Here is a 24,997-nt window from a genome sequence, read left to right as displayed (position 1 = left end):
AGTTTCCTTACAGGTCGCCGAAGAAACGCTTCACGCCTTCGAACCAGCCAGTGGTTTTCGGCGAGTGGCTATTGTCGTCCGCCAGCGAGCTGCGGAATTCTTCCAGCAATTCGCGTTGACGACGGCTCAGGTTGACCGGAGTCTCCACCGCAACGCGGCACATCAAATCGCCCGCACCGCCGCCACGCACCGGCGCAACGCCTTTGCCGCGAACGCGGAACTGCTTGCCGGTCTGGGTGCCCTCAGGGATCTTCAGCTTGACCCGACCATCGAGGGTCGGAATCTCCAGCTCGCCACCCAATGCCGCGTCGACGAAGCTGATCGGCACTTCGCAGAACAGGTGCTTACCGTCACGCTGGAAGATCGCATGCTCACGCACGTTGATCACCACATACAGGTCGCCAGTCGGCCCACCCTGAGTGCCCGCCTCGCCTTCGCCCGACAAACGAATGCGGTCGCCGGTATCGACGCCAGCCGGCACTTTCACCGACAGGGTCTTGTACTCTTCGACACGCCCTTCGCCGTTGCAGGAGTTGCACGGGTCGGAAATGATCTTGCCCTGGCCATGGCAACGCGGGCAGGTCTGCTGCACCGAGAAGAAGCCTTGCTGCATGCGCACCTGACCGATGCCGCCACAGGTTGGGCAGGTCACTGGCGAGGAGCCCTTCTTCGCGCCGGAACCGTCGCAAGGGCTGCAGTTGACCAGCGTCGGCACACGGATATTCACGGTGGTGCCGCGCACCGCTTCTTCCAGGTTCAGCTCCAGGGTGTAGCGCAGGTCGCTGCCGCGCTGGGCGCCGCCACGGGAACCGCCGCGACCACCGCCGAAGAAATCACTGAACACATCACCGAAGATGTCGGAGAAGTTCTGCCCGCCAAAGCCGGCACCGCCGCCGCCCATGCTTGGATCGACACCGGCATGACCATACTGGTCATACGCCGCGCGCTTGCTGGAATCGGACAACACTTCGTAGGCCTCGTTGGCCTCCTTGAACAGTTCTTCCGACGCTTTATCGTCAGGATTACGGTCCGGGTGGTGCTTCATCGCCAGGCGGCGGTAGGCCTTCTTCAGGTCTGCTTCGCTTGTGCCACGCTCAACACCCAACACTTCGTAATAGTCACGCTTTGCCATAAGTCTTTGCACTCTTAAGGACGTTCGGCAAACCCCTCCTGAGCCTTGCCAAACTCGTTGAGCCCCAATACAGGCCCGGACCCAACTCACGTCAATTCAACGATCCTGGTCTTTGATGGCTGCAGGATCAGCGCCCTGCAGATGCGGTACTCATGAGCCGGGAAGCAGGAGCATCCCCGAGCGCACCGCCAGCACCCGAACATCGTCGCATGCTGTAAAAATTCCTCTACTCCAGACACGCCAACGCGGGAGCAAGCTCCCGCGCGGCGACATCCTACCAGTCACCGCACAAAGGCAGTCAACCGGCCGACCAACAACTTACTTCTGGTCTTTTACTTCTTCGAACTCAGCATCGACAACGTCGTCCGCCTTCTGGGCCGACTCACCTTGCGCGGCTGCGCCTTCAGCTGGCTGAGCCTGCTCGGCGTACATCTTCTGCGCCACTGGAGCGGAGACTTTCGACAGCTCTTCAACCTTGGCTTCGATGGCAGCCTTGTCGTCGCCTTTGACGGCGGCTTCCAGGGCAACCACTGCGGCTTCGATTGCAGTCTTCTCTTCAGCACTCACTTTGTCGCCAGCATCGGCGATCATTTTGCGAGTCGAGTGGACCAGCGCGTCACCCTGGTTACGGGCGGATGCCAGCTCTTCGAACTTGCGGTCTTCGTCGGCGTTGGTTTCAGCATCGCGAATCATTTGCTGAATTTCTTCCTCGGACAGACCGGAGTTAGCCTTGATCACGATCGACTGGGTCTTGCCGGTGGCCTTGTCCTTGGCGCCTACGTGCAGAATGCCGTTGGCGTCGATGTCGAAGGTCACTTCAATTTGTGGCACGCCACGTGGTGCAGGTGGAATCTCGGCCAGGTCGAACTTGCCCAGAGACTTGTTCTGCGCCGCTTGCTTACGCTCGCCTTGCAGCACATGAATGGTCACAGCGCCCTGGTTGTCATCGGCAGTCGAGAACACTTGCGATTTCTTGGTAGGAATCGTGGTGTTTTTCTCGATCAGCGCAGTCATCACGCCGCCCATGGTTTCGATACCCAGGGTCAGCGGGCTGACGTCGAGCAGCAGGACGTCTTTCACGTCACCAGCCAGTACCGCGCCCTGGATAGCAGCACCCATGGCCACTGCTTCGTCCGGGTTCACGTCTTTACGTGCTTCTTTACCGAAGAAATCAGTCACCGCTTTCTGTACCAGCGGCATACGAGTCTGGCCACCGACCAGGATCACGTCGTTGATCGCGCCAACGTCGATACCCGAGTCTTTCAGAGCGATGCGGCAAGGCTCGATGGTGCGTTGAACCAGGTCTTCCACCAGCGCTTCCAGCTTGGCGCGGGAGATTTTCACGTTCAAGTGCTTAGGACCGGTCGCATCTGCAGTGATGTACGGCAGGTTGACGTCGGTCTGCAGGCTCGAAGAAAGCTCGATCTTGGCTTTTTCAGCGGCTTCTTTCAGGCGCTGCATCGCCAGCGGGTCACCTTTGAGGTTCATGCCGCTTTCTTTCTTGAATTCGTCAACGAGGTAGTCGATCAGACGAATGTCGAAGTCTTCACCGCCGAGGAACGTGTCACCGTTGGTCGCCAATACTTCGAACTGGTGCTCGCCATCAACTTCGGCGATCTCGATCACCGAAACGTCGAAGGTACCGCCACCCAGGTCATAAACGATCACGGTGTGATCGCCCTTGGCCTTGTCCATACCGTAAGCCAGAGCAGCGGCGGTAGGTTCGTTGATGATACGTTTCACGTCCAGACCAGCAATACGGCCGGCGTCTTTGGTCGCCTGGCGCTGGCTGTCGTTGAAGTAAGCAGGAACGGTGATCACCGCTTCAGTCACTGCTTCGCCGAGGTAGTCTTCGGCGGTTTTCTTCATTTTCTTCAGGATTTCAGCCGAGATCTGTGGCGGCGACATTTTCTGGCCGTTCACTTCAACCCAGGCGTCGGCGTTGTCAGCCTTGACGATCTTGTAAGGGACCATCTGGATGTCTTTCTGTACCACTTCTTCTTCGAAGCGACGACCGATCAGACGCTTCACCGCGTAAAGGGTGTTGTGCGGATTGGTCACTGCCTGACGCTTGGCCGACTGGCCAACCAGGATTTCGCCGTCGTTGGCGTAAGCCACGATCGATGGCGTGGTGCGCGCGCCTTCGGCGTTTTCGATAACTTTGACGTTGCCGTTTTCAAGAATGGAGACGCAGGAGTTGGTGGTCCCCAGGTCGATACCGATAATTTTGCCCATGTTCACTCTCCCGAAACTTTGGATTTGGTTGCCGCAGCAGTGGTGGCTAACTGCGGTAATACTTAAACGCTTGACTTATAAATGGGGGCCTTGCGGCGGATTTCAAGCCTGCTCGTCAATCGAAGGCGAAACCGGCGCAGGCGCCTTGCTGACCACAACCATGGCCGGGCGCAGCAGGCGGCCGTTGAGCACGTAGCCCTTTTGGAACACCTTCAGCACGCTGTTGGGTTCCATGTCGGCGCTTTCCTGCATGGCCATCGCCTGATGGTGCTCGGCATTGAAGGGCTCACCTTCAGGATCGATCGCTTCCAACTGATAACGCTTCAGGGTGTCCTGGAACATTTTCAGGGTCAGTTCGATCCCTTCGCGCATTGGGCGAATGCTTTCGTCGTCCGGGTTGGACAACTCCAGGCCGCGCTCCAGGCTGTCGATGATCGGCAGCAGGTCGCCAGCAAATTTTTCCAGGGCGAATTTGTGCGCTTTTTCTACATCCTGCTCGGCGCGACGGCGGACGTTCTGCAGATCAGCCGCAACACGCAAAGCTTGATCCTGAGCGCCAGCCAGTTGCTCTTCGAGCACTTGTACACGAGCCACCAGGTCTTCACCCGATGCTTGGGAAGCCTGATTGGCGTCTGGGTTTTGCGTATCCAGAGTCTGTTCGTCAGCCATAGATTTCTCCTTTCAAAATCGTGCGCGATCTCGACTCGCGCTTCTGCCCCGGTATATGGGGTCGCAATTCGCCGGTTCAAGGGCTCGCTATGCGAGCAATTGCATTACCCACATAAAAAGACCTGTTTTGCCCGGGGCAGGTTTTAAAAAAACCTCGGAACCAAGCAAATCGAGCTAAACGCAGGCATTGTCAGGCGCAAATAAACTACTGTATAAATAACCAGACATTTTGCTTGGGAGCGGCCTTTATGCTGGTGCACCTGTCCGTACACAACTACGCCATCGTTGAACATCTCGATCTGGAACTGGATCGCGGGATGAGCGTGATCACAGGGGAAACCGGCGCCGGCAAGTCGATCATGCTTGACGCCCTGGGCCTGACCCTGGGCGATCGAGCCGACAGCGGCGTGGTTCGTCCAGGCGCCGAAAAGGCCGACATCCTCGCCACCTTCGATCTGGTAGACATCCCCGAAGCCCGCGCCTGGCTGGCCGAACGCGACCTCGACAGCGACGGCCCATGCATCCTGCGCCGGGTGATTACCGCCGAGGGCCGTTCGCGCGGCTACATCAATGGCACCACCTGTCCGCTGGGTGATCTCAAGGCCCTCGGCGAGCTGCTGATCGACATTCACAGCCAGCATGAACACCAGTCACTGCTGAAGACCGAGACTCATCGCCGACTGCTGGATGAATATGCCGGCGCCACCGACCTCGCCCGCCAGGTGCAACTGGCCGCCCAGCGCTGGCGGCAGACCCGCCAGGAGCTGGAGCGCCTGTCCAACTCCGGTGACGAGCAGCGCGCCCGCCACCAATTGCTCAGCTATCAGCTCGAAGAGCTGGAAAACCTCGCCCTCGGCGATAACGAACTGGAACAGCTTGAGCAAGAGCATAAGAACCTGACCAACGCCGAAACCCTGCTGGGTATTTGCCGCCAGGTCGTCGAGCAGTGCAGCGAGAGCGATTCGGGCAACGTCCTGAATGCCCTGACCGCCAGCCTCAATCGCCTGTCCAGCGTCAATGGCTCGTCGAATGCTCTGGGCGAGGCTACCAATCTGCTGACCAGCGCACAGATCCAGGTTGAAGAAGCCGTCGGCGAACTGAATCGCTTCCTCGACCACTTCGACGCCGACCCTGCACGCCTGCAGCAACTCGAGGAGCGCCTGGACACTATCTATACCCTGGCGCGCAAACACCGGATCCAGCCCACCGAGGTTACCGAGTTGCAGCAACGACTGCTGGACGAGATCGAAACCCTGAATGCCAACGACGAATCCATCGAGCGCCTCAGCGAAGAACTGGGGGCGTTCGCCCGTCATTACCAGGAAAAAGCCCGCGAACTGAGCGACTTGCGACACCAGGCCTCTACCGACCTGGCCCACGCCGTCGAGCAGGAAATCCAGCGCTTGGGCATGCCAGGCGGACGCTTCACCATCGAATTGCGCCCCAACACCAGCGCCGAGCTATTGCCCAACGGCCTGGAACAGGTAGAACTGCTGGTCAGCGCCAACCCCGGCCAACCGCTCAAGGCGCTGGCCAAAGTGGCTTCCGGTGGCGAGTTGTCACGTATCAGCCTGGCTATTCAGGTGATCACCGCGCAAACCTCGCGCATTCCAACCCTGGTCTTCGATGAGGTGGATGTGGGCATCGGTGGGCCAACAGCGGAGATTGTCGGCCAACTCTTGCGTCGCTTGGGCGAGCGCGGCCAGGTACTGACCGTCACCCACTTGCCGCAAGTGGCCTCCCAAGGGCATCAGCATCTGTTTGTGCACAAGGTCCGCGATGAGGAAGCGACTCGCACCGCGGTGTCCAAACTGAGCAAGAACGAACGTATAGAAGAGGTGGCACGGATGCTGGGCGGGATCGACCTGACCAAGGAATCCCTGGCGCACGCGAAGAAAATGGTCGTCACTGCAAAAGCTTAAAAGGCAGCAGACAGCACGAAGGCGACCCTTGGGTCGCCTTCGTTCGTTTCGCGGACCTGGATCCGCGCGACATGCTTACTTTTTAGTGCGTACGTATAGCACCAAGTTGTGATCCACCAACTCGAAGCCATGCTTTTCGACGATCGCCTTCTGAAGTTTTTCGATTTCTTCGTCGAAGAATTCGATCACTTCACCGGAATCCACGTTGACCATATGGTCGTGGTGACCGCCGTCAGCCAATTCGAAGACTGCATGGCCGCCATCGAAGTTATGACGGACCACCAGACCAGCCGCTTCGAATTGGGTCAGGACACGGTATACCGTGGCCAGACCGACATCCTCGCCAGCTTCCATAAGGGCCTTGTAGACGTCCTCGGCGCTCATGTGACGCTGCTCGGCGGAGTCCAGCATTTGCAGAATCTTGACCCGTGGCAGGGTCACTTTGAGGCCGGCTTTGCGTAGTTCGCTATTTTCAACCATGGTCAGCTTTCTCGCGATGCTGCTTCGCAGCTTCTCTTAATGCGGGTATGATCGGCGTTTACGTTGTCCCAGCCAAGATAGTGGAAGTCGCCCACCGATGCAAAACACCAAGCTCTTGCTAACCAGTTTCACCTTCGTGGGACTGCTCGCACTCGCCGGTTGTTCATTCCCCGGGGTTTACAAAATCGACATCCAACAGGGCAATGTCGTCACGCAGGACATGATAGACCAGTTACGCCCCGGAATGACCCGTCGGCAAGTACGGTTTATCATGGGTAACCCTCTGCTGACCGACACATTCCATGCCAATCGCTGGGATTACCTGTACAGCTTGCAGCCAGGTGGCGGTGAACGCCAGCAGGAACGCATCAGCGTAACCTTCAGCCCTGACGACCAACTGATCGGCCTGTCGGGCGACTTCATGCCCGGTGTAAGCCGTGACGAAGCGCTGATGGGCAAGGACAGCGCCACGCCTGTCTCCGCGCCAGTGGAAAACGTCGAGCCGCCGAAGCCGGAGAAACCGGTCAAGCCGGGTTCGCTACTGGACCAGATCCAGAAAGACGTCGACGGCGTAGAGACCGTTCCGGTGCCAACACCAGAACCGCTGGACACCACGCAATAATTTTTTGCGACACAAGAAAAAGCCCGGCACGCCGGGCTTTTTCTTGTCTGCGCTCCGAGAAAACTACTGCTCCCGGGCTTTGGCCTGGGCCGCCTTCGCCGCGCGCAACCGCCGAACTTCCTTGGGGTCGGCCAACAAGGGGCGGTAAATTTCGATGCGATCACCGGCCTGAACCTCATAGCTATCCGGATCCGCCACAGCCTTGGCAAAGATCCCGATAGCGCAGTTCGTCAGATCGAGTTCCGGGAACTGCTCGGCGATCCCTGAACGCAACAAGGCCCCACGAACAGTGGCCCCCTTGGGCACAAGTACCTTTAGCAGCACCTGACGAGCAACGGCGGCATGCACCACCTCGACCTCGATCATTGACTCAGACATGCAGTTGCTTGGCGCGCTGGCAGAACGCATCGACCAGGGTATTGGCCGCCTGGTTGAACAATGGCCCCAGGGTCGCGCGAATAATCGGCCCGGCGTAATCAAAGGTCAGGTCCAGGCTGATCTTGCAGGCCTTCTCGCCCAACGGCTTGAACACCCAGACGCCATGCAACTGAGTGAATGGCCCTTCCTCGAGATTCATCTCGATCGAATGCCCCGGCACCAGAGTGTTGCGCGTGACGAAATGCTGGCTCAACCCGCCCTTGGCCACTCCGACGCTGGCGCGCATGTGCTCGGCTGAGCTTTCAATGACCTTGGCATCGGAACACCAGGGCAGGAATTCCGGATAGCGCGCCACGTCGTTGACCAGGTCGTAAAGCGCTTGAGCCGGATACGGCAACAGGGCCGAACGTTGAATGTGTGTCGTCATGTCAGCGTCACTTCCAAAACTGGGCGGCAAACACTACGAGAATGCCGAGGGGCGCCACATAGCGCATCAAAAACAAGGTCAGGCCGAACAGTACTGGGCTGCGAATCGACAGCTCGTCGCGCACCGCTTCCCGGTTCATCACCCAACCCGCAAACACCACAAAACACAAACCACCGAGCGGCAACATGATCCGCGAGGTGAAGAAATCGATCACGCCAAAGAAGTCCAGCCCGCTGTTCGCCCCCCATTGATAGAGGTGAAACCCGGCACCATCGTTCACAAAAAACCTGGCCTGCTTCCAGATATTGAAGGAAAACACCGTGCCCAAGCCAACGAACCAGCAGCTGAAGGCCAGCCAGAACGTCACCCAACCCCGGCTGACACGGGTCCGTTCGACCAGATACGCCACCATCGGCTCAAGCAAGGAAATCGCCGAACTCCAGGCGGCAATCGCCACCAACACGAAAAACACTACGCCCATCAACTGGCCGAAGGCCACATTACCAAAGGCAAAAGGCAGGCTGACAAACATCAGGCCAGGCCCTTCGCTGGGGTTCAAACCGCCCGCAAACACAATTGGAAACAATGCCAGACCCGCCAGCAACGAAACGAAGGTGTCCAGCAAAGCAACGCCGACCACAGTGCCGGAAATCGATGAATCCTTAGGCATGTAAGCGCCATAAATCATGATGGAACCGACACCCACGCTCAAAGAAAAGAACGCATGGCCCATGGCGGGCAACAACCCGCCGAGTACCTTGGCCGAGTCAAAGTCGAACATGAAATGCACGCCCTCCATAAAGTGCCCGGTGGTCATGCTGTAGCCCAGCAGCACCAGCAACATCACGAACAACAACGGCATCATGATCCGCAAGCTGCGCTCCAGCCCCGCCACCACGCCTTTGGCGATCACCGCTGCCGACAGCAGCATGAACAAGGTATGCCAAAGCGTCAGGCGCCAGGGATCGGCAATCACTCGTTCGAACCAGGCACCGACCTGATCGGCCGCCACCCCCTGAAACTGACCACTCCCCATGCTGATGATGTAGTCCAGCGACCAGCCGCCGACCACACTATAGAAAGACAGAATCAGCAATGCCGTGATCATTCCGGCAAAGGCACCCCAGGACCATTTAGCCGAATGCCCGGCCTCCAGCGCCAGGACCTTCAAGGCATTCGCCGGAGCCTGACGGGCGCGCCGGCCAATCAGGGTTTCGGCGAGCATCACCGGCAAGCCGATCAGCGCAATACACGCCAGAAACACCAGGACAAACGCACCGCCGCCGTAGACGCCGACCATATAGGGGAATTTCCAGATGCTCCCCAGGCCCACGGCTGAACCGGTCGCCGCGAAGATAAATACCCAGCGACTGGCCCAACTGCCGTGGACTGAAACCTTGTCTGACGACATCGTTACCACGTCCAACCCAGAAAAAAGTGCGCGCATTGTCCGGGATTCAACCAAAGCGCTCAAGCACGCAGCAACCCCGTAGCCGACTGACGCGCAACTGCCTATAATGCCGCCCCTATGGCTAAACAGAAGAAACACCCAACAGGGACCATCGCGCAGAATAAAAAGGCGCGACACGATTACTTCATCGAACATCGGTTCGAGGCTGGTCTGGTCCTGGCCGGCTGGGAAGTAAAAAGTCTGCGGGCGAGCAAGCTGCAACTGGTCGACAGTTACGTGCTGCTCAAAGATGGCGAGGCCTGGCTGCTCGGCAGTCACATCACGCCGTTAACCACCGCCAGCACCCACGTCATTGCCGACCCGGTGCGCACCCGCAAACTGCTGCTCAACCGGCGCGAGCTGGAAAAACTCTCCGCTGCCGTACAGCAGAAAGGCTATGCCTGCGTCTGCCTGTCCTGGTACTGGAGCAAGCACATGGTCAAGTGCGAGATCGCCCTGGGCAAGGGCAAGAAGGAATACGACAAGCGTGACACCGAGCGCGAACGCGACGCCGGTCGCGAACTGCAGCGCGCAGTCCGCAACAAAGGCAAGGAAGACTGACTTGCCCGCTGACGAAGGCTCCCACTTAGGCGTGGGAACCTTCGTCAACAAAGGTTAAATCCCCTTGCGCCGCTCCGCCCGAGCCATGCGCTGTACTTCCTGACGCACCTCTTCCAGTACTTCCTGCACATACAGGATATGCCGGCTGGAAACCTCGCGTGCCTGCTCGGCGCGCCCTTCGATAATCGCCTGATACAGTTCCCGGTGCTGGGTAATCAGCATGTCGCGGGTTTCCGTGCGCTGCTTGTACATGCCGCCGATGTTGGTCACCACGTTGCGCTTGAGCAGATCGAACAGCCCGCGAATGGTGTGCAGCAATACCGCGTTATGACTGGCCTCGGCAATTGCCAGGTGAAACTTCGCGTCCGCCGCGCCCTCTTCTGCACGACTCACTTCATCGTGGCGGGTGTAGCAATCCTGCAGCTCATTGAATGCCGCGCTTAGACGCTCGCGATCGACATCCGTGGCGCGCAATGCCGCGTAATAGGCACAGGACGCTTCCAGGGTGTGCCGGAACTCCAGCAGATCGCGCTGCGCTTCGGGATTGCTTTCCAGCAAGTGCAGCAGCGGATCGCTGAAGGTCGATCCGAGGGATTCGACCACATAGTTACCGCCGCCCTGACGACTGACCAGAAGCCCTTTGGCGGTCAATTTCTGGATCGCCTCGCGCAAAGACGGCCGTGACACACCGAACTGCTCGGCCAGGGCGCGCTCTGCCGGCAAGCGCTCGCCGGACTTCAGCGTGCCCTCAAGGATCATGCCTTCAAGCTGCTCGACAATATCGTCGGACAAACGGCGCTGCCGCACCTGATCAAAACCCATCACTCGTTCTCCACCATCCCGACACCTCGCCGGGCTCTCTATTCTGGCCCATTGGCGCCGCGCCAGCACCTATCAGGACGCAATTGATCGAGCGGATCAGATGATCTCTGCACCGCTCATTCGACAAAAGTTTTAGGGCGGCAAATTGACACACCGCCCACAAGGCTTTTAACCTAGCCCACAGCGATTGTAAATTGGTCTTACCAATTATCCAAGACCGCTATGCAGTGCCTGACCAACAACAATTAGGGGCCACCCCATATGCAAACCTGGCAACAGCTCTACAGCCCGCTCGGCAGTCTCGGCTTGTCCGCTCTCGCAGCCGTCATCCCCATCGTATTTTTCTTCCTGGCCTTGGCCGTGTTCCGCCTCAAGGGTCACGTCGCCGGGAGCATTACCCTGGCGCTGTCGATCCTGGTTGCGATCTTCGCCTTCCAGATGCCGGTCGACATGGCCTTCGCCGCCGCGGGCTATGGATTTGCCTACGGACTTTGGCCGATCGCTTGGATCATCGTCGCCGCCGTGTTCCTGTACAAATTGACGGTCAAAAGCGGCCAGTTTGAAGTGATCCGCAGCTCGGTGCTGTCGATTACCGACGACCAGCGCCTGCAAGTCCTGCTGATCGGCTTCTGCTTCGGTGCATTCCTGGAAGGTGCCGCCGGCTTCGGCGCGCCGGTCGCGATCACCGCCGCGCTGCTGGTGGGCCTGGGCTTCAACCCGCTGTACGCCGCCGGCCTGTGCCTGATTGCCAACACCGCGCCAGTCGCGTTCGGCGCGCTGGGCATCCCGATCATCGTCGCGGGCCAGGTCACCGGCATCGACGCCTTCAAGATCGGCGCCATGACCGGCCGCCAACTGCCGTTGCTGTCGCTGTTCGTACCGTTCTGGCTGGTGTTCATGATGGACGGCCTGCGCGGCGTGCGTGAAACCTGGCCTGCAGCCCTGGTGGCCGGCCTGAGCTTTGCCATCACCCAGTATTTCACCTCGAACTTCATCGGCCCTGAACTGCCGGACATCACCTCGGCCCTGGCCAGCCTGATCTCCCTGACTCTGTTCCTGAAAGTTTGGCAGCCACAGCGTACCGCTGGCGCACAGATCGCCGGTGTGACCTCGGATGCCGTGGTCACCGCCAGTGCCGGTGGTTTCGGCCTGAAACGCGCGACCCTGGTTTCGCCCTACAGCCTGGGTGAAATCATCAAGGCCTGGTCGCCATTCCTGATCCTCACCGTGCTGGTGACCATCTGGACCCTCAAGCCGTTCAAGGCGATGTTCGCCGCCGGCGGCTCGATGTACAGCTGGGTGTTCAACTTTGCGATCCCGCACCTCGATCAAATGGTGATCAAGGTCGCGCCAATCGTCACCAACCCGACCGCGATCCCGGCCGTATTCAAGCTGGACCCGATCTCGGCCACTGGCACGGCGATTTTCTTCTCCGCGCTGATCTCGATGCTGGTCCTGAAGATCAACATCAGAACTGGTCTTACCACTTTGAAAGAGACCTTCTACGAACTGCGCTGGCCAATCCTGTCGATCGGCATGGTGCTGGCCTTCGCCTTCGTCACCAACTACTCGGGCATGTCTTCGACCATGGCCCTGGTACTGGCCGGCACCGGTGCGGCCTTTCCGTTCTTCTCGCCATTCCTTGGCTGGCTGGGCGTGTTCCTGACCGGCTCGGACACCTCGTCCAACGCCCTGTTCAGCTCGCTGCAAGCCACCACCGCGCACCAGATCGGCGTCAACGACACCTTGCTGGTCGCCGCCAACACCAGCGGTGGCGTGACCGGCAAAATGATCTCGCCACAATCGATCGCCGTGGCCTGCGCCGCGACCGGTCTGGTGGGCAAGGAATCGGATCTGTTCCGCTTCACCCTCAAGCACAGCCTATTCTTTGCAACCATTGTCGGCCTGATCACCCTGGCCCAGGCTTACTGGTTCACTGGCATGCTGGTGCACTAAGCAGCACGCAACACGAAAGAACCGACGCCGGGCCACGTTCCCGGCGTCTGCGACTCACCACCCGGTCTGCAAGGTTGCTGAAAGCTTGTTGCTTTAGTGTCAGCAACCGCCGCCGACGGATAACCGGGACCACCCGGAGACACGCCTGATGAGCGAGCTTTTCTACAACGCCGTGCCCAATGCGACCCGTGTCGCCCCGCCCCTGCGCGAACCGCGTCAGTACCCCAGCGAAAAACCGCAGAGGGTCTACCTGTTCGGCACCTGCGTGGTCGACTTGTTCTATCCCGAAGCCGGGATGGACGCGATTCACCTGCTGGAACGCGAAGGCATTCGCGTGGAGTACCCGCAAGGGCAAAGCTGCTGCGGCCAACCGGCCTACACCTCGGGTTACACCGAGCAGGCGAGGACCGTGGCGCGCTCGCAACTGGCGTTGTTTGCCGGCGACTACCCGGTGGTGGTGCCGTCCGGTTCCTGCGCCGGCATGCTGCGCGAACATTACGCCGACTTGTTCAAGGACGAGCCGCAGACATTGCAACAAGTCCAGGCCCTGGCGGCCCGGACCTATGAACTGGCGGAATTCCTGCTGTTTGTCTGTAAGGTGCAGCTCAAGGACAGCGGTGAGCCGGTCAAGGTGGCCCTGCACACCTCGTGCTCGGCGCGCCGGGAAATGAACACCCACCTGCACGGTCGCGAGTTGTTGGCGCAATTGGGCAACGTGGAGCGAGTCGAACACAGCCATGAAAGCGAATGCTGTGGCTTCGGTGGGACTTTCAGCGTCCGTATGCCAGACATTTCCGGAGCGATGGTCGCCGATAAGACCCGCGCCCTGAGGGAATCCGGCGCACACCAGGTGCTGAGTGCCGATTGCGGCTGCCTGATGAATATCAATGGCGCCTTGGAAAAACAGCAGCAAGCGTTGCGCGGCCAACACCTGGCCAGTTTCATCTGGCAACGTACCGGAGGTGCCCGATGAGCGCCCCGACCTTGATCCCGACGGTCGCCGTCGAGGAAGATTTTCGCACCCGGGCCCATACCGCCCTGGGTGACCAGCAACTGCGAAATAACTTTCGCAGTGCCATGGATTCACTGATGACCAAGCGGGCAACGTCGTTCAGCGATGCCCATGAAAGAGAACACCTGCGCGTCCTGGGCAATGCAGTAAGAGCCCGCGCGCTCTCCAAATTGCCCGACCTGCTCGAGCAACTGGAACAGAACCTGACCCGCAACGGTGTGACCGTGCACTGGGCGGAAACGGTGGACGAGGCCAATGGCATCGTCCTTTCGATCATCCGCGCTCACGAGGCGCGGCAAGTGATCAAGGGCAAATCGATGGTCAGCGAAGAGATGGAAATGAACCATGTCCTCGCTGAACAGGGCATTGAATGCCTGGAATCGGACATGGGCGAGTTCATCGTCCAGCTCGACCACGAGAAGCCTTCACACATTATTATGCCGGCGATCCACAAGAATGCCGGTCAGGTCGCGTCCTTGTTCCACGACAAACTTGGCGTGGAATACACCAAGGACGTTGACCAACTCATTCAGATCGGTCGCAAAGTCTTGCGGCAGAAATTCTTCGAAGCCGACATCGGCGTCTCCGGCGTCAACTTCGCGGTGGCCGAAACCGGCACCCTGCTGCTGGTGGAAAACGAAGGCAACGGCCGCATGTCGACCACCGTGCCGCCGGTGCACATCGCGGTCACCGGCATTGAAAAAGTCGTGGAAAACCTGCGTGACGTGGTGCCGCTGCTGTCGTTGCTGACCCGCTCGGCCCTCGGCCAGCCGATCACTACTTACGTCAACATGATCTCCGGCCCGCGCAAGGCCGAGGAACTCGACGGCCCGCAAGAAGTGCACCTGGTGCTGCTGGACAACGGCCGCAGCCAGGCGTTTGCCGACAGCGAACTGCGCCAGACCCTCAACTGCATCCGCTGCGGCGCCTGCATGAACCACTGCCCGGTCTACACCCGCATCGGCGGTCACGCCTATGGCGAGGTCTACCCGGGACCGATCGGTAAGATCATCACCCCGCACATGGTCGGCCTGGCAAAAGTCCCGGACCATCCGAGCGCCTCGTCGCTATGCGGCGCCTGCGGCGAAGTGTGCCCGGTAAAAATTCCGATACCGGCCCTGCTGCGGCGCCTGCGCGAAGAAAACGTCAAGGCTCCGGACAGCCCGCACCAAGTGATGCGCGGCCAGGGCAGCAAATATTCGCACAAGGAACGCCTGATCTGGAACGCCTGGGCGCAGCTCAACAGCTCGCCGAAGCTGTATCGCCTGTTCACCGTGCTCGCCACCCGCCTGCGCGCCCTCGCGCCGAACAATGTCGGCCCCTGGACGCAAAACCACAGCGCGCCGAAACCGGCCGCTCGCTCGCTGCACGACATGGCCCGCGAGCATTTGGCCAAACAGGGAGATCGTTGATGAGCGCCAAACAAAACATCCTCGCCAAGCTGCGCAACAGCCTCAGCGGGACTACGCCGGTCGTCGACAATTTCGACGAAGCGCTGGTGACCGAGCCTTACACCTACACCGCTGAGCAACGCATCCCACAGCTGCGCAAGCTGATGGAAGCGGTGCACACCGAAATCCACCTGACCTCAGGCGCCAATTGGCCACAACTGCTCGGGCAATTGCTGCTGGATCGGCAGATTCCCAGCCTGTTGATCGCACCGAGTACGGCCCATGGACAACGTGTCGTACAATGTTGGGCGAACCAACCTGCACTGCCAACACTGAAAGCCTACGACCGTCCCGTGGAAGAGTGGAAAGCCGAACTGTTCAACGACACCCCGGCCAGCCTCACCACTACCCTCGGCGCCATCGCCGCCACCGGTAGCCTGATTATCTGGCCGACTCGCGAAGAACCGCGCCTGATGAGCCTGGTGCCTCCGGTGCATTTCGCCCTGCTCAAGGCCAGCGAAATCCGCGACAACTTCTATCAGGTGCAGCAGGAGTTCAACTGGGCCCAGGGCATGCCGACCAACGCCTTGCTGGTGTCCGGCCCGTCGAAAACCGCTGACATCGAACAAGTCCTGGCTTACGGCGCCCATGGCCCGAAAGACCTGGTGGTGCTGATCCTGGAGGACCAATGACATTGCCAGCGGCTTTCCTGCGAGATGCGCAGCAACTGATTCCCCAGGAGCGACGCTTCGACGACCCGCTCTCAACCCTGGCCTTTGGCACCGATGCCAGCTTCTACCGGCTGATCCCGCAGCTGGTGATCCGCGTCGAATCCGAAGACGAAGTGGTCGCCCTGCTGCACCTGGCCCAGCGCGACCGTGTCCCCGTGACCTTCCGCGCCGCCGGCACCAGCCTTTCCGGCCAGGCCATCAGCGACTCGGTGCTGATCGTCCTCGGCGATAACTGGAACGGCCGCGAGATTCGCCACCAAGGCACGCAGATTCGCCTGCAGCCCGGCGTCATTGGCGCCCAGGCCAACGCTTGGCTGGCACCGTTCGGGCGCAAGATCGGCCCGGATCCGGCGTCGATCAATGCCTGCAAGATCGGCGGCATCGTCGCCAACAACGCCAGCGGCATGTGCTGCGGCACCGCGCAAAACACCTATCACACCCTGGCAGGGATTCGCCTAGTGCTGGCCGATGGCAGCCGTCTCGACACCGAAGATCCCAGCAGCGTCGCCGCCTTCCGCGCCAGCCACGCCGACCTGCTCGAACGCCTGGCAACACTGGGCCGCGAGACCCGCGCCAACACCGATCTCGCTGCAAAAATTCGCCACAAATACCGTCTGAAAAATACCACCGGCCTGTCACTCAACGCCCTGGTGGATTACGACGAGCCTGTGGATATCTTGAGCCATCTGCTGGTCGGCTCCGAAGGCACCCTGGGCTTCATCAGCGCGGTGACCTACGACACCGTGCTCGACCACCCGAACAAGGCGTCGGCGCTGATCGTTTTCCCGGATGTGGAAACCTGCTGCAACGCCGTTTCCGTGCTGAAAAACCAACCGGTTTCCGCCGTCGAATTGCTCGACCGCCGCAGCCTGCGCTCAGTGCAGGACAAACCCGGGATGCCGGCCTTCGTCCGCGAGCTGTCGAACAACGCCTGCGCGCTGCTGATCGAATCCCGCGCCGCCTCTTCTGCGCTGTTGCACGAACAACTGGCGCAGATCATGGCCTCGTTGGCGGCATTCCCGGTGGAGAAGCAAGTCGACTTCAGCGAAGACCCGGCGGAAAACGCGCGGCTCTGGGCGATCCGCAAAGACACCTTCCCGGCCGTTGGCGCGGTGCGCAAGACCGGCACCACAGTGATCATCGAAGACGTGACCTTCCCGGTAGAGCAACTGGCCATCGGCGTGAACCGCCTGATCGAGCTGTTCGACAAACACCATTACGACGAAGCGATCCTGTTCGGACATGCTCTGGAAGGCAATCTGCACTTCGTCTTCACCCAAGGCTTCAACAACCCGGAAGAAGTCGCACGCTACCAGGCGTTCATGGACGACGTCGCGCAACTGGTGGCCGTGGAGTTCGGTGGTTCGCTGAAAGCCGAACACGGCACCGGGCGCAACATGGCGCCCTTCGTCGAACTGGAATGGGGCAGCGATGCCTACCAGTTGATGTGGCAGCTCAAGCGCCTGCTCGACCCCAACGGTATTCTCAACCCGGACGTGGTCCTCAGCGAGGATCCGCAGATCCACCTCAAGCACCTGAAACCTCTGCCGGCCGCCGACGAGATCGTCGACAAGTGCATTGAATGTGGCTTCTGCGAGCCGGTCTGCCCGTCCAAAGGACTGACCCTGAGCCCGCGTCAGCGCATCGTGATCTGGCGCGACATCCAGGCGAAAAAGCGCGCCGGCATCAACACCCAAGAGCTGGAACAGGCCTACGAATTCCAGGGCCTCGACACCTGCGCCGCCACCGGCCTCTGTGCGCAACGCTGCCCGGTAGGCATCAACACCGGCGAGCTGGTGAAAAAACTGCGGGCGCGCACCGCTACCCATCAGAAAACCGCCAACTGGATTGAGAGCAATTTCGCCACCGCCCTGCAAGGCGCGCGCTTCACATTGCACGTCGCCAACGGTGCGCGCATGCTCCTGGGTGCGCCGCGCCTGAGCAAGCTGACGGCGAGCCTGAACAAGCTATCCAAGGGACAAATCCCGCAGTGGACCAACGCCATGCCGCAGCCGGAACGGGCCATCCGTTTCAGCCCGACGATCAACGACCAGCGCCCCCGGGTGGTCTACCTGCCGGCCTGCGTCTCACGCGCCATGGGCCCGGCGGCGGGTGATAAGGAGCAGATGTCGCTGTACGACAAAACCCGTGGCCTGCTGGAAAAAGCCGGCTATCAGGTAGTCCTCCCGGATAACCTCGACAGCCTGTGCTGCGGCCAGCCGTTCGCCTCCAAAGGCTACGCCGAACAGGCCGAACACAAGCGCCAGGAACTGCTCGGCGCGCTGCTGCACGCCAGTCGCGGCGGGCTTGATCCGATCTATTGCGACACCAGCCCCTGCACCCTGCGCTTGGTCCAGGACCTGGGCGAAGTCCGTCTCGATATGTACGACCCGGTGCGCTTCATCCGCACCCACCTGATGCAGCGCCTGGACTTCACCCCACAGGACGCGCCGATCGCCGTGCACGTGACCTGCAGCACCCAGCACCTGGGCGAAAGCCAGGCACTGATCGACCTCGCCCGACGCTGCAGCAACAACGTCGTCATCCCCGAAGGCATCCACTGCTGCGGCTTCGCCGGCGACAAAGGCTTCACCACCCCGGAACTCAACGCCCACTCCCTGCGCAGCCTGAAGGACGCCGTGCAGTACTGCAGCGAAGGCATCTCCACCAGCCGCACCTGCGAAATCGGCCTGACCCAACACGGCGGCATCGACTACCACAGCCTGGTCTACCTCGTAGACCGCGTAACCCAACCCCGCCCCTTGTAGGAGCTGGCTTGCCAGCGAAAAACGTCAACGATAACGCGCCTCCGTTGACGCCCTTCGCCAGCAAGCCCACCCCTCCCCCCATCAACCAAGCAAAAAAAAACCGAATTCCTACGCCCGGCTATAGTCATTTAGCTAAGCCCTGCCAAAGAGCTTAAAGCCCCCCTCGGCCAGCAGCCCCATCGACCGGCCGCACCGAGCCCTCATGCACAAGGAGATACCCATGAAGCACTCTGCATTGGCTGGAATGTTCATCACCGCGGCACTGTTGGCCTCACCGGTGTTTGCTGCGGAAGATCTGTGCGCCACCAACATCCAGAAACTCCAGAATACCGTCGACGCCGGGATGGCTGTCGGTGAAAACTCCCTCGACAACGTCAAAGCTGCATTGGACAAAGCCAAAGCAGCCCAGGCTGCCGGCAACGACAAGGACTGCATCGCCATCTCCACCGGCATGCTGGAAAAAATCCAGCTCCGCGAACCTAGCAAAGGCTGATGCATGCGCAGGCCAACCTTCGGGTTGGCCTTATCCCCCGCGTTGGCGTACACTACGCAGGCTTGCTGCTCAAAATGTTTCGCAGAGCAGCAGGCTCGGGGCCGTTTTGGATTCGACGCTGGTTGCGAAACTTTAGGTGCATGCCGAGTTGGTAACAGAACTCGTAAATCCACTGTTGCAACTTCTTATAGTTGCCAATGACGAAAACTACGGCCAGGAATTCGCTATCGCTGCGTAAGCAGCCTTAGATCCTGAGCTTCTGGTACCTTCGGGTCCAGCAATCACCAGGGGATGTCTGTAAACCCAAAGTGATTGTCATATAGAACAGAATCGCCGTGCAGTACGTTGTGGACGAAGCGGCTAAAACTTACACAACTCGCCCAAAGCACCCTGCCCGTCGGGTCGCTGAGGGTTAACTTAATAGACACGGCTACGCATGTAGTACCGACAGCGGAGTACTGGCGGACGGGGGTTCAAATCCCCCCGGCTCCACCACTTAATCATCTAAAGACGTCCACGGACGTCTTTTTTTGTGCCTGAAATCCAGTGAAATCAAAGGGTTAAGCGCTACTGGGCTCCGCAGAGGGTTTTTGAGTTCCAGCCACATTGGTATTCCCATTGGTATTCCCGGCTACCCAGCGCTAATCTTGGGAATACCAAAAGGTGACATGGAGTACTCCTCATGCGCGCTCAAACCGCCCGCCTCTCGGACCGTCAGCTCAAGGCTGTCAAACCCAAAGACAAGGACTACGTCCTCACCGATGGTGACGGGCTTCAGCTCCGCGTCCGAGTCAATCGCTCGATGCAGTGGAACTTCAACTACCGGCATCCCGTTACCAAGAATCGAATCAACATGGCGCTCGGCTCCTATCCCGAGGTTTCTCTGGCGCAAGCCCGGAAGAAAGCGGTTGAGGCCAGAGAGCTGTTGGCGCAAGGCATCGACCCCAAAGCTCAACGCAACGAGCTGGTGCAAGCCAAACGAGCGGAGACAGAACACACGTTCGAGAATGTGGCCACCGCCTGGTTCGAGCTGAAGAAGGACTCGGTCACGCCGGCGTATGCTGAAGACATCTGGCGCTCACTCACACTGCACGTTTTTCCGAGCATGAAATCGACACCGATCTCGGAAGTCAGCGCACCGATGGTGGTCAAGCTCCTTCGTCCAATCGAAGCCAAAGGCAGCCTGGAAACAGTGAAACGGCTGAGCCAACGGCTCAACGAGATCATGACCTACGGGGTCAACTCAGGAATGATCTTCGCGAATCCCCTCAGCGGTATCCGGGCGGTATTCAAGAAGCCGAAGAAAGAGAATATGGCTGCGCTTGCACCTGATGAGCTTCCGGAGCTCATTCTGGAAATCGCGAATGCCAGCATCAAGCGGATCACTCGCTGCCTGATCGAATGGCAACTGCACACGATGACCCGTCCTGCCGAGGCGGCTACCACCCGATGGGTAGACATCGACTTTGACAAACGCATCTGGACCATCCCGCCGGAGCGCATGAAAAAGCGTCGTCCGCACACCATCCCGCTGACCGAACAGGCACTCGCGTTACTGGAGGCGCTCAAGCCCCTCAGCGGCCACAGGGAATACGTGTTCCCGGCAGATAGAAATCCGCGCACCCACGCCAACAGCCAGACCGCCAACATGGCGTTGAAACGCATGGGCTTCCAGGACCGCTTGGTCAGCCACGGCATGCGCTCCATGGCCAGCACCATCCTGAACGAGCATGGGTGGGATCCGGAGCTGATCGAAGTCGCACTGGCGCATGTCGACAAGGACGAAGTCCGAAGCGCTTACAACCGAGCTGACTACATCGAACGCCGGCGTCCGATGATGGCTTGGTGGAGTGAGCACATCCAAAAAGCGGCCACTGGAAACCTGTCGGCATCTGCGATCAATCAAACCAGGGACCACAACGTCGTGCCGATACGGTGAGCGTTCACCGGACGCCGCCGGTAACCGAAAATGACTCCCCAGATGGAGTGATGGATGATTTGGCGACAGCGGCGACACCGGCGACAACCCGCGTAATACCTGGTCTGCAGCATGGCGACAGAAGTGGCGACTGTCGCCGCTGCAAGCCTCGCTCTTTGGGCTTTCTCGGCCAAGCCCACGCGAGCGGGAAGGCTCCGCATTCCCACTCGCATGGGCTCTGCGTAATTGCATCTCACTTGACCACCTAATTGCATTGCCATTGACCAGTCGTTTGCATCCGACTTGACCAGTCATTTGCATTCGCGCTGACCAGCCGCTTGCAGTTGATGGGTGTCAGCGGGTGCCACTCAGCGCGAGTGCGTCAGCCAAGCACTGAAGGACTGCAACCGGCCGAGGTTGTGAAAAAACGCGCTGCCGGTGTTGATGCATGCGTTCCTATGCAAATCTACTGACGATCGGCGGCTCCGCTCCGCAGACCTGAAATTTGCGAAGGAACACGATTTTTCGAGTGATTCCGCTTAGGCCTACCGATCGAAAACGTTTTTACACAGCCTCGGTCAAAAGCGGCCATTTGACGTCTACGAAATCAGGAGCGATTCAGATGTTGGCAAACGCGTGATAAAAAAGGGGCTGAGTGAGCCCCTTTTGATGGGGCATGTCTCGTGGTTAGCGAGCTCCCTCCAACTGGACTTCCGGATTGACTACAAAACCAGATATCACTCCCAACGAGGCAACAAACCCTTTGCGATTCATAAAAAACCGCGCTATCTGGTGCTGGTTTTAATCAACTGCGACGTTGATTCCGCTAGCGCCTTGTGGAAGGCCTCCAGTTCCGGGGGCAGTGAGCCCTCATTCGTGGACGCGTGGATGTTTATTACTTCCAGCGCCGCTTTGAGTTCCGGATTGCTATTGAGCACTATCTCGCGGGCCGAGAGATCCTTGAGCAGCTTAAGACACAACTGCTGACCTTGGACCGTGATGCCAACGTAGATCGATATAATTTGCTCATTGGTCTGTACCCGAATGAACCGTACATGCTCGGCGAACGTGTGGAACCTGGGATGGTACATCTCGGTGAATGTAGCCGGGGCCGGGTAGGTCTCCAAGTCACGTTTATCGTCATTGACCCAGACATCGTCAAGCTTGATCTGGTTGCAGTCGAAACAGGCAACCGCCAGGTTCCAAAAGTGGAAGGTGTATTGGACAAAATCTACGCGCGGGAGAATGTGCTCGATAGGTTTAGCATGGGCGATATTGACCAGTGGACGTTGGCAATAGCAGCACAGACTGTTCTGTTCTTTCTCAAGGAATGCGCGCAGGGCTTTGCGGATCAGCGGGCCTGTCACGCCTGATTTTTTATCCTTCTCGTACCTGGTTAACTCAGCCCACAGATCTGTGTTGGAGGCAGGTAATCTTCTTTGGCGCCGTTTGAACTCATCAATTGCCCGAGCATTCTGGGCCGCAAAATGCAACAACGTGTTTTCGCGATGTGCTTTGCGCTCATGGCACTCGTTTTTATACCGCACGAGCACGGATGCCATGGCTTCCTGGGTAAGTTCAGCCATTACGCGGCCTGCTTTCATCACGTAGCATCGAGATCGCTCCGATGGTCTTTTCGACGAGATCAAGATCGCTGGCTTTGCGCTTGTTGTTTACATCAAATCTGTTTTTCTCGATGGTTGCTTTGAATGTTTCGAGTTTTGCGATTGCCTCGTTAGCCTGTCCAACTGAATCGGATTTGTTGGAAGCCGAGATAAGATACGCTACCAGCTTCGCGCAACGCTCGTGCACCTCCCGGTTATGTGGGGTATAGGTCTCAAAACCGTCCATCAGCAGTGTTTCCACTGAATGGCGTTCAGCGATGGGGATTTCAGCCAATCTGCCTATCCTCGACACGTAGCAGACATCGTCGTCCGCAGCGTTGGCGATTAGGATTGGCGAGTGAGTAGCGACTACGAAGGATGCATTCAGGCGACTGCTCAGGAGGCTGAGGATCCGTGGGAGCGTTTGCTGCCAACTGACGTGCAGGCTGATTTCCGGCTCATCGATCAAAAAGGTCGCGTGTTCGGCGTCCGAGGCGATGATTTTGATCAGCAAGCTAAGGATGCTTTGCTCCCCGGAACTGAGATTATCGAAAAGGACAGTACGGTGCCCTTTGCGGATGAAGTTGACTTCATATTTGCTGATCGAGGCTTTATCCCTGTTGAGATACCGCATATCGCCTTCGTTACCCAGGTCGAGCGTATTTTTCCTCGGCTCGCCGAAACGGTCATGACTCAGTTCCGATTTCAAGGTTAGGTAAATTTGCACACCGAATCCGATCAACTCCAGGCATTCGCTCAGCAAACCAATTTTGCGCGGCTGGGACGAAATCATTCCTACTTCTTTCACGATCTGGGTCTTACGCGCACCTTTGTACTCGAAGAAGCGATTGATTGACTTGTCCGTAATTGGGAAGCGGTCAGCGTGAGACATTGGAAGACCAATGCTACGTTTTTGGGCCTCTTCTAGCTGATACACGATATCTCTGAGCAAGAAGCTTTTGCCTTCGCCATTGTTGCCAATGACATAAACACAGCAACGATCTCCGCGCCGCTTCAGCGTCTCTCGAATCATGCTGCTGTTATTAGTCTGCGTTGGCCGAGAGGATTCGCCTGGCGCCGCCTTAAGAAATGCGCGGCTGACCAAACGCGTTTTCGAGATAGTCTTAGGCCGTTTGTCTACGGTGTTGCACAGTCCTGAGATCGGCCTGAAACCTTCGCTGAAATAACTGTTGAGAAAGCGCGAAACGTTGTCGGAAAGATAATCGGTATTACTGTGGGCAAGACGTCCTTGCCACAGGTTATAGATACACCCGGCCAGAAGCATGCGCTCGATACCATCCAGTGGAGGCAACGATTTGTTTGACATGGAAACATCGATGTACAGGGTTTCGCGATGGACGGGGCTGGTATTGATAATGATTGCCGTGCACTGGTCTGAAGTTGTGGGCAAACTACTAAAATTGATGATTGTCTCTACACCGCGGTGTTTGATCATTGCCATCAACTTTTGCCAGATCTCACCGGTTTCTGCGCGGGCCCAGTTTTGAATGAGCACCAATCGACCTTGCACGTGGTTTTTCAGCACCTCCTCAATCGCAAGCGAGAAATTAGTGTAGGGCGCGTCCAACAGCACAGTTGATTGAGGAATTTGACGGTAGTTAATGGACGTAAAGTTAGCTCTAACGTCGATCGCTTCCAGACGGATGCTGATTAGATCACGCTGGCGCTCTGGAATGCCGCCAAACATCAGAAAAGAATCTTTTGAATAGGCACCGAGAAGCCCAAGCGAAAGCTCCCCGGTGTTTGGCATGGCCTCGAATAGAGGGGTCGATAATGTCGATTGCACTGTCCCGACGAATGCAGCGACTAGTTTGGGGTGACGATAGTCGATGCCCAATTCGGATGAAATCGATTTCGCAGCTAAATGGGTGAGCAAGTAGTTGGCGTCATCACTAAATCCGACGATGCGCTGGCTTTCAAACAGAAGCTGGTCGAATGTGTTGCCGGTGATCGAAGCAAGGACAGGGTTCTCAAGCAACAACTTATCGGACAACTCCTGCAACTTATAGGAATTTTTTGCGAATCTTGCGATGAGAATCAGCATTAGCATGAGCCGCGCTTCATCCGGAATATCCGTAAGTTTCATCACCTGTGCTTCAAGCGTTTCGATCTGCTTCTCGGCAGTTATTTCGCGATCGTCATGGTACATGGCGGGTCTTTGGTTCCTGGTCAGTCAAAGGGCAGTCCTTAGCGATGTCTGGCAACTAGCCATCTCGTTGCTATTGGAAAGCTTTGTTCGCACAAACTCAATGAAAATCATTCCTCACTGAATCCCGAGACAGAAGCAAGAGCGTTGGCTTGGTCGATGATGCTCGTGCGACCAAATATAGTTGCGAGTCCTAGTTAGCTTGCGGGTTTCTAACCACATCTTTCAGGCCGCCTCTGGCTTGAAGGAGCCCTTTATC

General features: G+C 58.4%; 20 protein-coding genes and 1 other RNA gene. 11 read left to right on the top strand and 10 right to left on the bottom strand.

Going from position 1 to position 24,997, the window contains the following annotated elements; all coding sequences use genetic code 11:
- Positions 1-7: 7 nt before the first annotated feature.
- The 3 genes from dnaJ to grpE all read right to left on the bottom strand — a co-directional run bounded on the left by dnaJ (position 8) and on the right by grpE (position 4,036).
- Positions 8-1,132, bottom strand: a complete 1,125-nt coding sequence (dnaJ, locus tag KW062_RS04390) for a molecular chaperone DnaJ (protein ID WP_027619343.1) — start codon at positions 1,130-1,132, stop codon at positions 8-10.
- 318 nt (positions 1,133-1,450) lie between these two features.
- On the bottom strand, positions 1,451-3,367 hold the full coding sequence (gene dnaK, locus KW062_RS04385; RefSeq protein WP_027619342.1) for a molecular chaperone DnaK: 1,917 nt from the start codon (positions 3,365-3,367) through the stop codon (positions 1,451-1,453).
- A gap of 102 nt (positions 3,368-3,469) precedes the next feature.
- Positions 3,470-4,036: a nucleotide exchange factor GrpE gene (gene grpE, locus KW062_RS04380; RefSeq protein WP_027619341.1), complete on the bottom strand. Its 567-nt coding sequence runs from the start codon at positions 4,034-4,036 to the stop codon at positions 3,470-3,472.
- A gap of 248 nt (positions 4,037-4,284) precedes the next feature.
- On the opposite strand from grpE, the gene recN reads away from it, so the two are divergent.
- The gene (gene recN, locus KW062_RS04375; protein ID WP_027619340.1) at positions 4,285-5,958 is read left to right on the top strand and encodes a DNA repair protein RecN; all 1,674 of its coding nucleotides are present in this window, start codon (positions 4,285-4,287) and stop codon (positions 5,956-5,958) included.
- 75 nt (positions 5,959-6,033) lie between these two features.
- Here recN and fur read toward each other — a convergent pair whose 3' ends face one another.
- The gene (gene fur, locus KW062_RS04370) at positions 6,034-6,438 is read right to left on the bottom strand and encodes a ferric iron uptake transcriptional regulator (protein ID WP_007920840.1); all 405 of its coding nucleotides are present in this window, start codon (positions 6,436-6,438) and stop codon (positions 6,034-6,036) included.
- A 97-nt stretch (positions 6,439-6,535) separates the two neighbouring features.
- Here fur and KW062_RS04365 point away from each other — a divergent pair, with 97 nt between their 5' ends.
- Positions 6,536-7,060, top strand: a complete 525-nt coding sequence (locus KW062_RS04365) for an outer membrane protein assembly factor BamE (RefSeq protein WP_027619339.1) — start codon at positions 6,536-6,538, stop codon at positions 7,058-7,060.
- A gap of 63 nt (positions 7,061-7,123) precedes the next feature.
- On the opposite strand, the gene KW062_RS04360 is transcribed toward KW062_RS04365, so the two are convergent.
- Genes KW062_RS04360 through KW062_RS04350 form a run of 3 tightly spaced genes read right to left on the bottom strand, consistent with a single transcriptional unit; the run spans position 7,124 to position 9,276 of the window.
- Entirely contained in the window at positions 7,124-7,438 is a 315-nt protein-coding gene (locus KW062_RS04360; protein WP_027619338.1) for an RnfH family protein, read from the bottom strand.
- Positions 7,431-7,865, bottom strand: coding sequence for a type II toxin-antitoxin system RatA family toxin (locus KW062_RS04355; RefSeq protein ID WP_027619337.1), 435 nt, complete (start codon positions 7,863-7,865; stop codon positions 7,431-7,433). Before KW062_RS04355 ends, KW062_RS04360 begins: the two co-directional genes overlap by 8 nt.
- A gap of 7 nt (positions 7,866-7,872) precedes the next feature.
- A complete protein-coding gene (locus KW062_RS04350; protein ID WP_027619336.1) occupies positions 7,873-9,276 on the bottom strand; it encodes a sodium-dependent transporter in 1,404 nt (467 codons plus the stop codon).
- 117 nt (positions 9,277-9,393) lie between these two features.
- On the opposite strand from KW062_RS04350, the gene smpB reads away from it, so the two are divergent.
- Positions 9,394-9,876, top strand: coding sequence for an SsrA-binding protein SmpB (smpB, locus tag KW062_RS04345; protein ID WP_027619335.1), 483 nt, complete (start codon positions 9,394-9,396; stop codon positions 9,874-9,876).
- A gap of 54 nt (positions 9,877-9,930) precedes the next feature.
- Here smpB and KW062_RS04340 read toward each other — a convergent pair whose 3' ends face one another.
- Positions 9,931-10,698, bottom strand: coding sequence for an FCD domain-containing protein (locus tag KW062_RS04340; protein ID WP_027619334.1), 768 nt, complete (start codon positions 10,696-10,698; stop codon positions 9,931-9,933).
- A gap of 261 nt (positions 10,699-10,959) precedes the next feature.
- On the opposite strand from KW062_RS04340, the gene KW062_RS04335 reads away from it, so the two are divergent.
- From KW062_RS04335 to KW062_RS04300, 8 genes are all read left to right on the top strand, one after another.
- A complete protein-coding gene (locus KW062_RS04335) occupies positions 10,960-12,654 on the top strand; it encodes a lactate permease LctP family transporter (protein WP_027619333.1) in 1,695 nt (564 codons plus the stop codon).
- Positions 12,655-12,802: 148 nt separating this feature from the next.
- Complete coding sequence (locus KW062_RS04330) at positions 12,803-13,627, top strand: (Fe-S)-binding protein (protein WP_027619332.1); 825 nt, start codon at positions 12,803-12,805, stop codon at positions 13,625-13,627.
- Positions 13,624-15,078, top strand: a complete 1,455-nt coding sequence (locus KW062_RS04325) for a LutB/LldF family L-lactate oxidation iron-sulfur protein (protein WP_105754839.1) — start codon at positions 13,624-13,626, stop codon at positions 15,076-15,078. Before KW062_RS04330 ends, KW062_RS04325 begins: the two co-directional genes overlap by 4 nt.
- Entirely contained in the window at positions 15,078-15,749 is a 672-nt protein-coding gene (locus tag KW062_RS04320; protein WP_105754840.1) for a LutC/YkgG family protein, read from the top strand. The genes KW062_RS04325 and KW062_RS04320 overlap by 1 nt, the downstream gene beginning before the upstream one ends.
- Complete coding sequence (locus tag KW062_RS04315; protein ID WP_105754841.1) at positions 15,746-18,556, top strand: FAD-binding and (Fe-S)-binding domain-containing protein; 2,811 nt, start codon at positions 15,746-15,748, stop codon at positions 18,554-18,556. Before KW062_RS04320 ends, KW062_RS04315 begins: the two co-directional genes overlap by 4 nt.
- Positions 18,557-18,758: 202 nt before the next feature.
- Positions 18,759-19,049, top strand: a complete 291-nt coding sequence (locus KW062_RS04310) for a hypothetical protein (RefSeq protein ID WP_327192024.1) — start codon at positions 18,759-18,761, stop codon at positions 19,047-19,049.
- Positions 19,050-19,146: 97 nt separating this feature from the next.
- Positions 19,147-19,544, top strand: a transfer-messenger RNA (tmRNA) gene (gene ssrA, locus KW062_RS04305).
- Between the two features lie 187 nt (positions 19,545-19,731).
- Entirely contained in the window at positions 19,732-20,988 is a 1,257-nt protein-coding gene (locus tag KW062_RS04300) for an integrase domain-containing protein (RefSeq protein ID WP_105754843.1), read from the top strand.
- Between the two features lie 764 nt (positions 20,989-21,752).
- Here KW062_RS04300 and KW062_RS04295 read toward each other — a convergent pair.
- On the bottom strand, positions 21,753-22,553 hold the full coding sequence (locus KW062_RS04295; RefSeq protein WP_105754844.1) for an HNH endonuclease: 801 nt from the start codon (positions 22,551-22,553) through the stop codon (positions 21,753-21,755).
- Positions 22,546-24,741 (bottom strand): AAA family ATPase, encoded by a 2,196-nt coding sequence (locus KW062_RS04290; RefSeq protein ID WP_105754845.1) that lies wholly within the window; start codon positions 24,739-24,741, stop codon positions 22,546-22,548. The genes KW062_RS04295 and KW062_RS04290 overlap by 8 nt, the downstream gene beginning before the upstream one ends.
- Positions 24,742-24,997 lie beyond the last annotated feature (256 nt).

Source organism: Pseudomonas fluorescens, from assembly GCF_019212185.1.
GTDB lineage: Bacteria > Pseudomonadota > Gammaproteobacteria > Pseudomonadales > Pseudomonadaceae > Aquipseudomonas.
The sequence above is the reverse complement of the archived record's forward strand: the minus strand, read 5'-3'. Positions and strand labels throughout refer to the sequence as shown.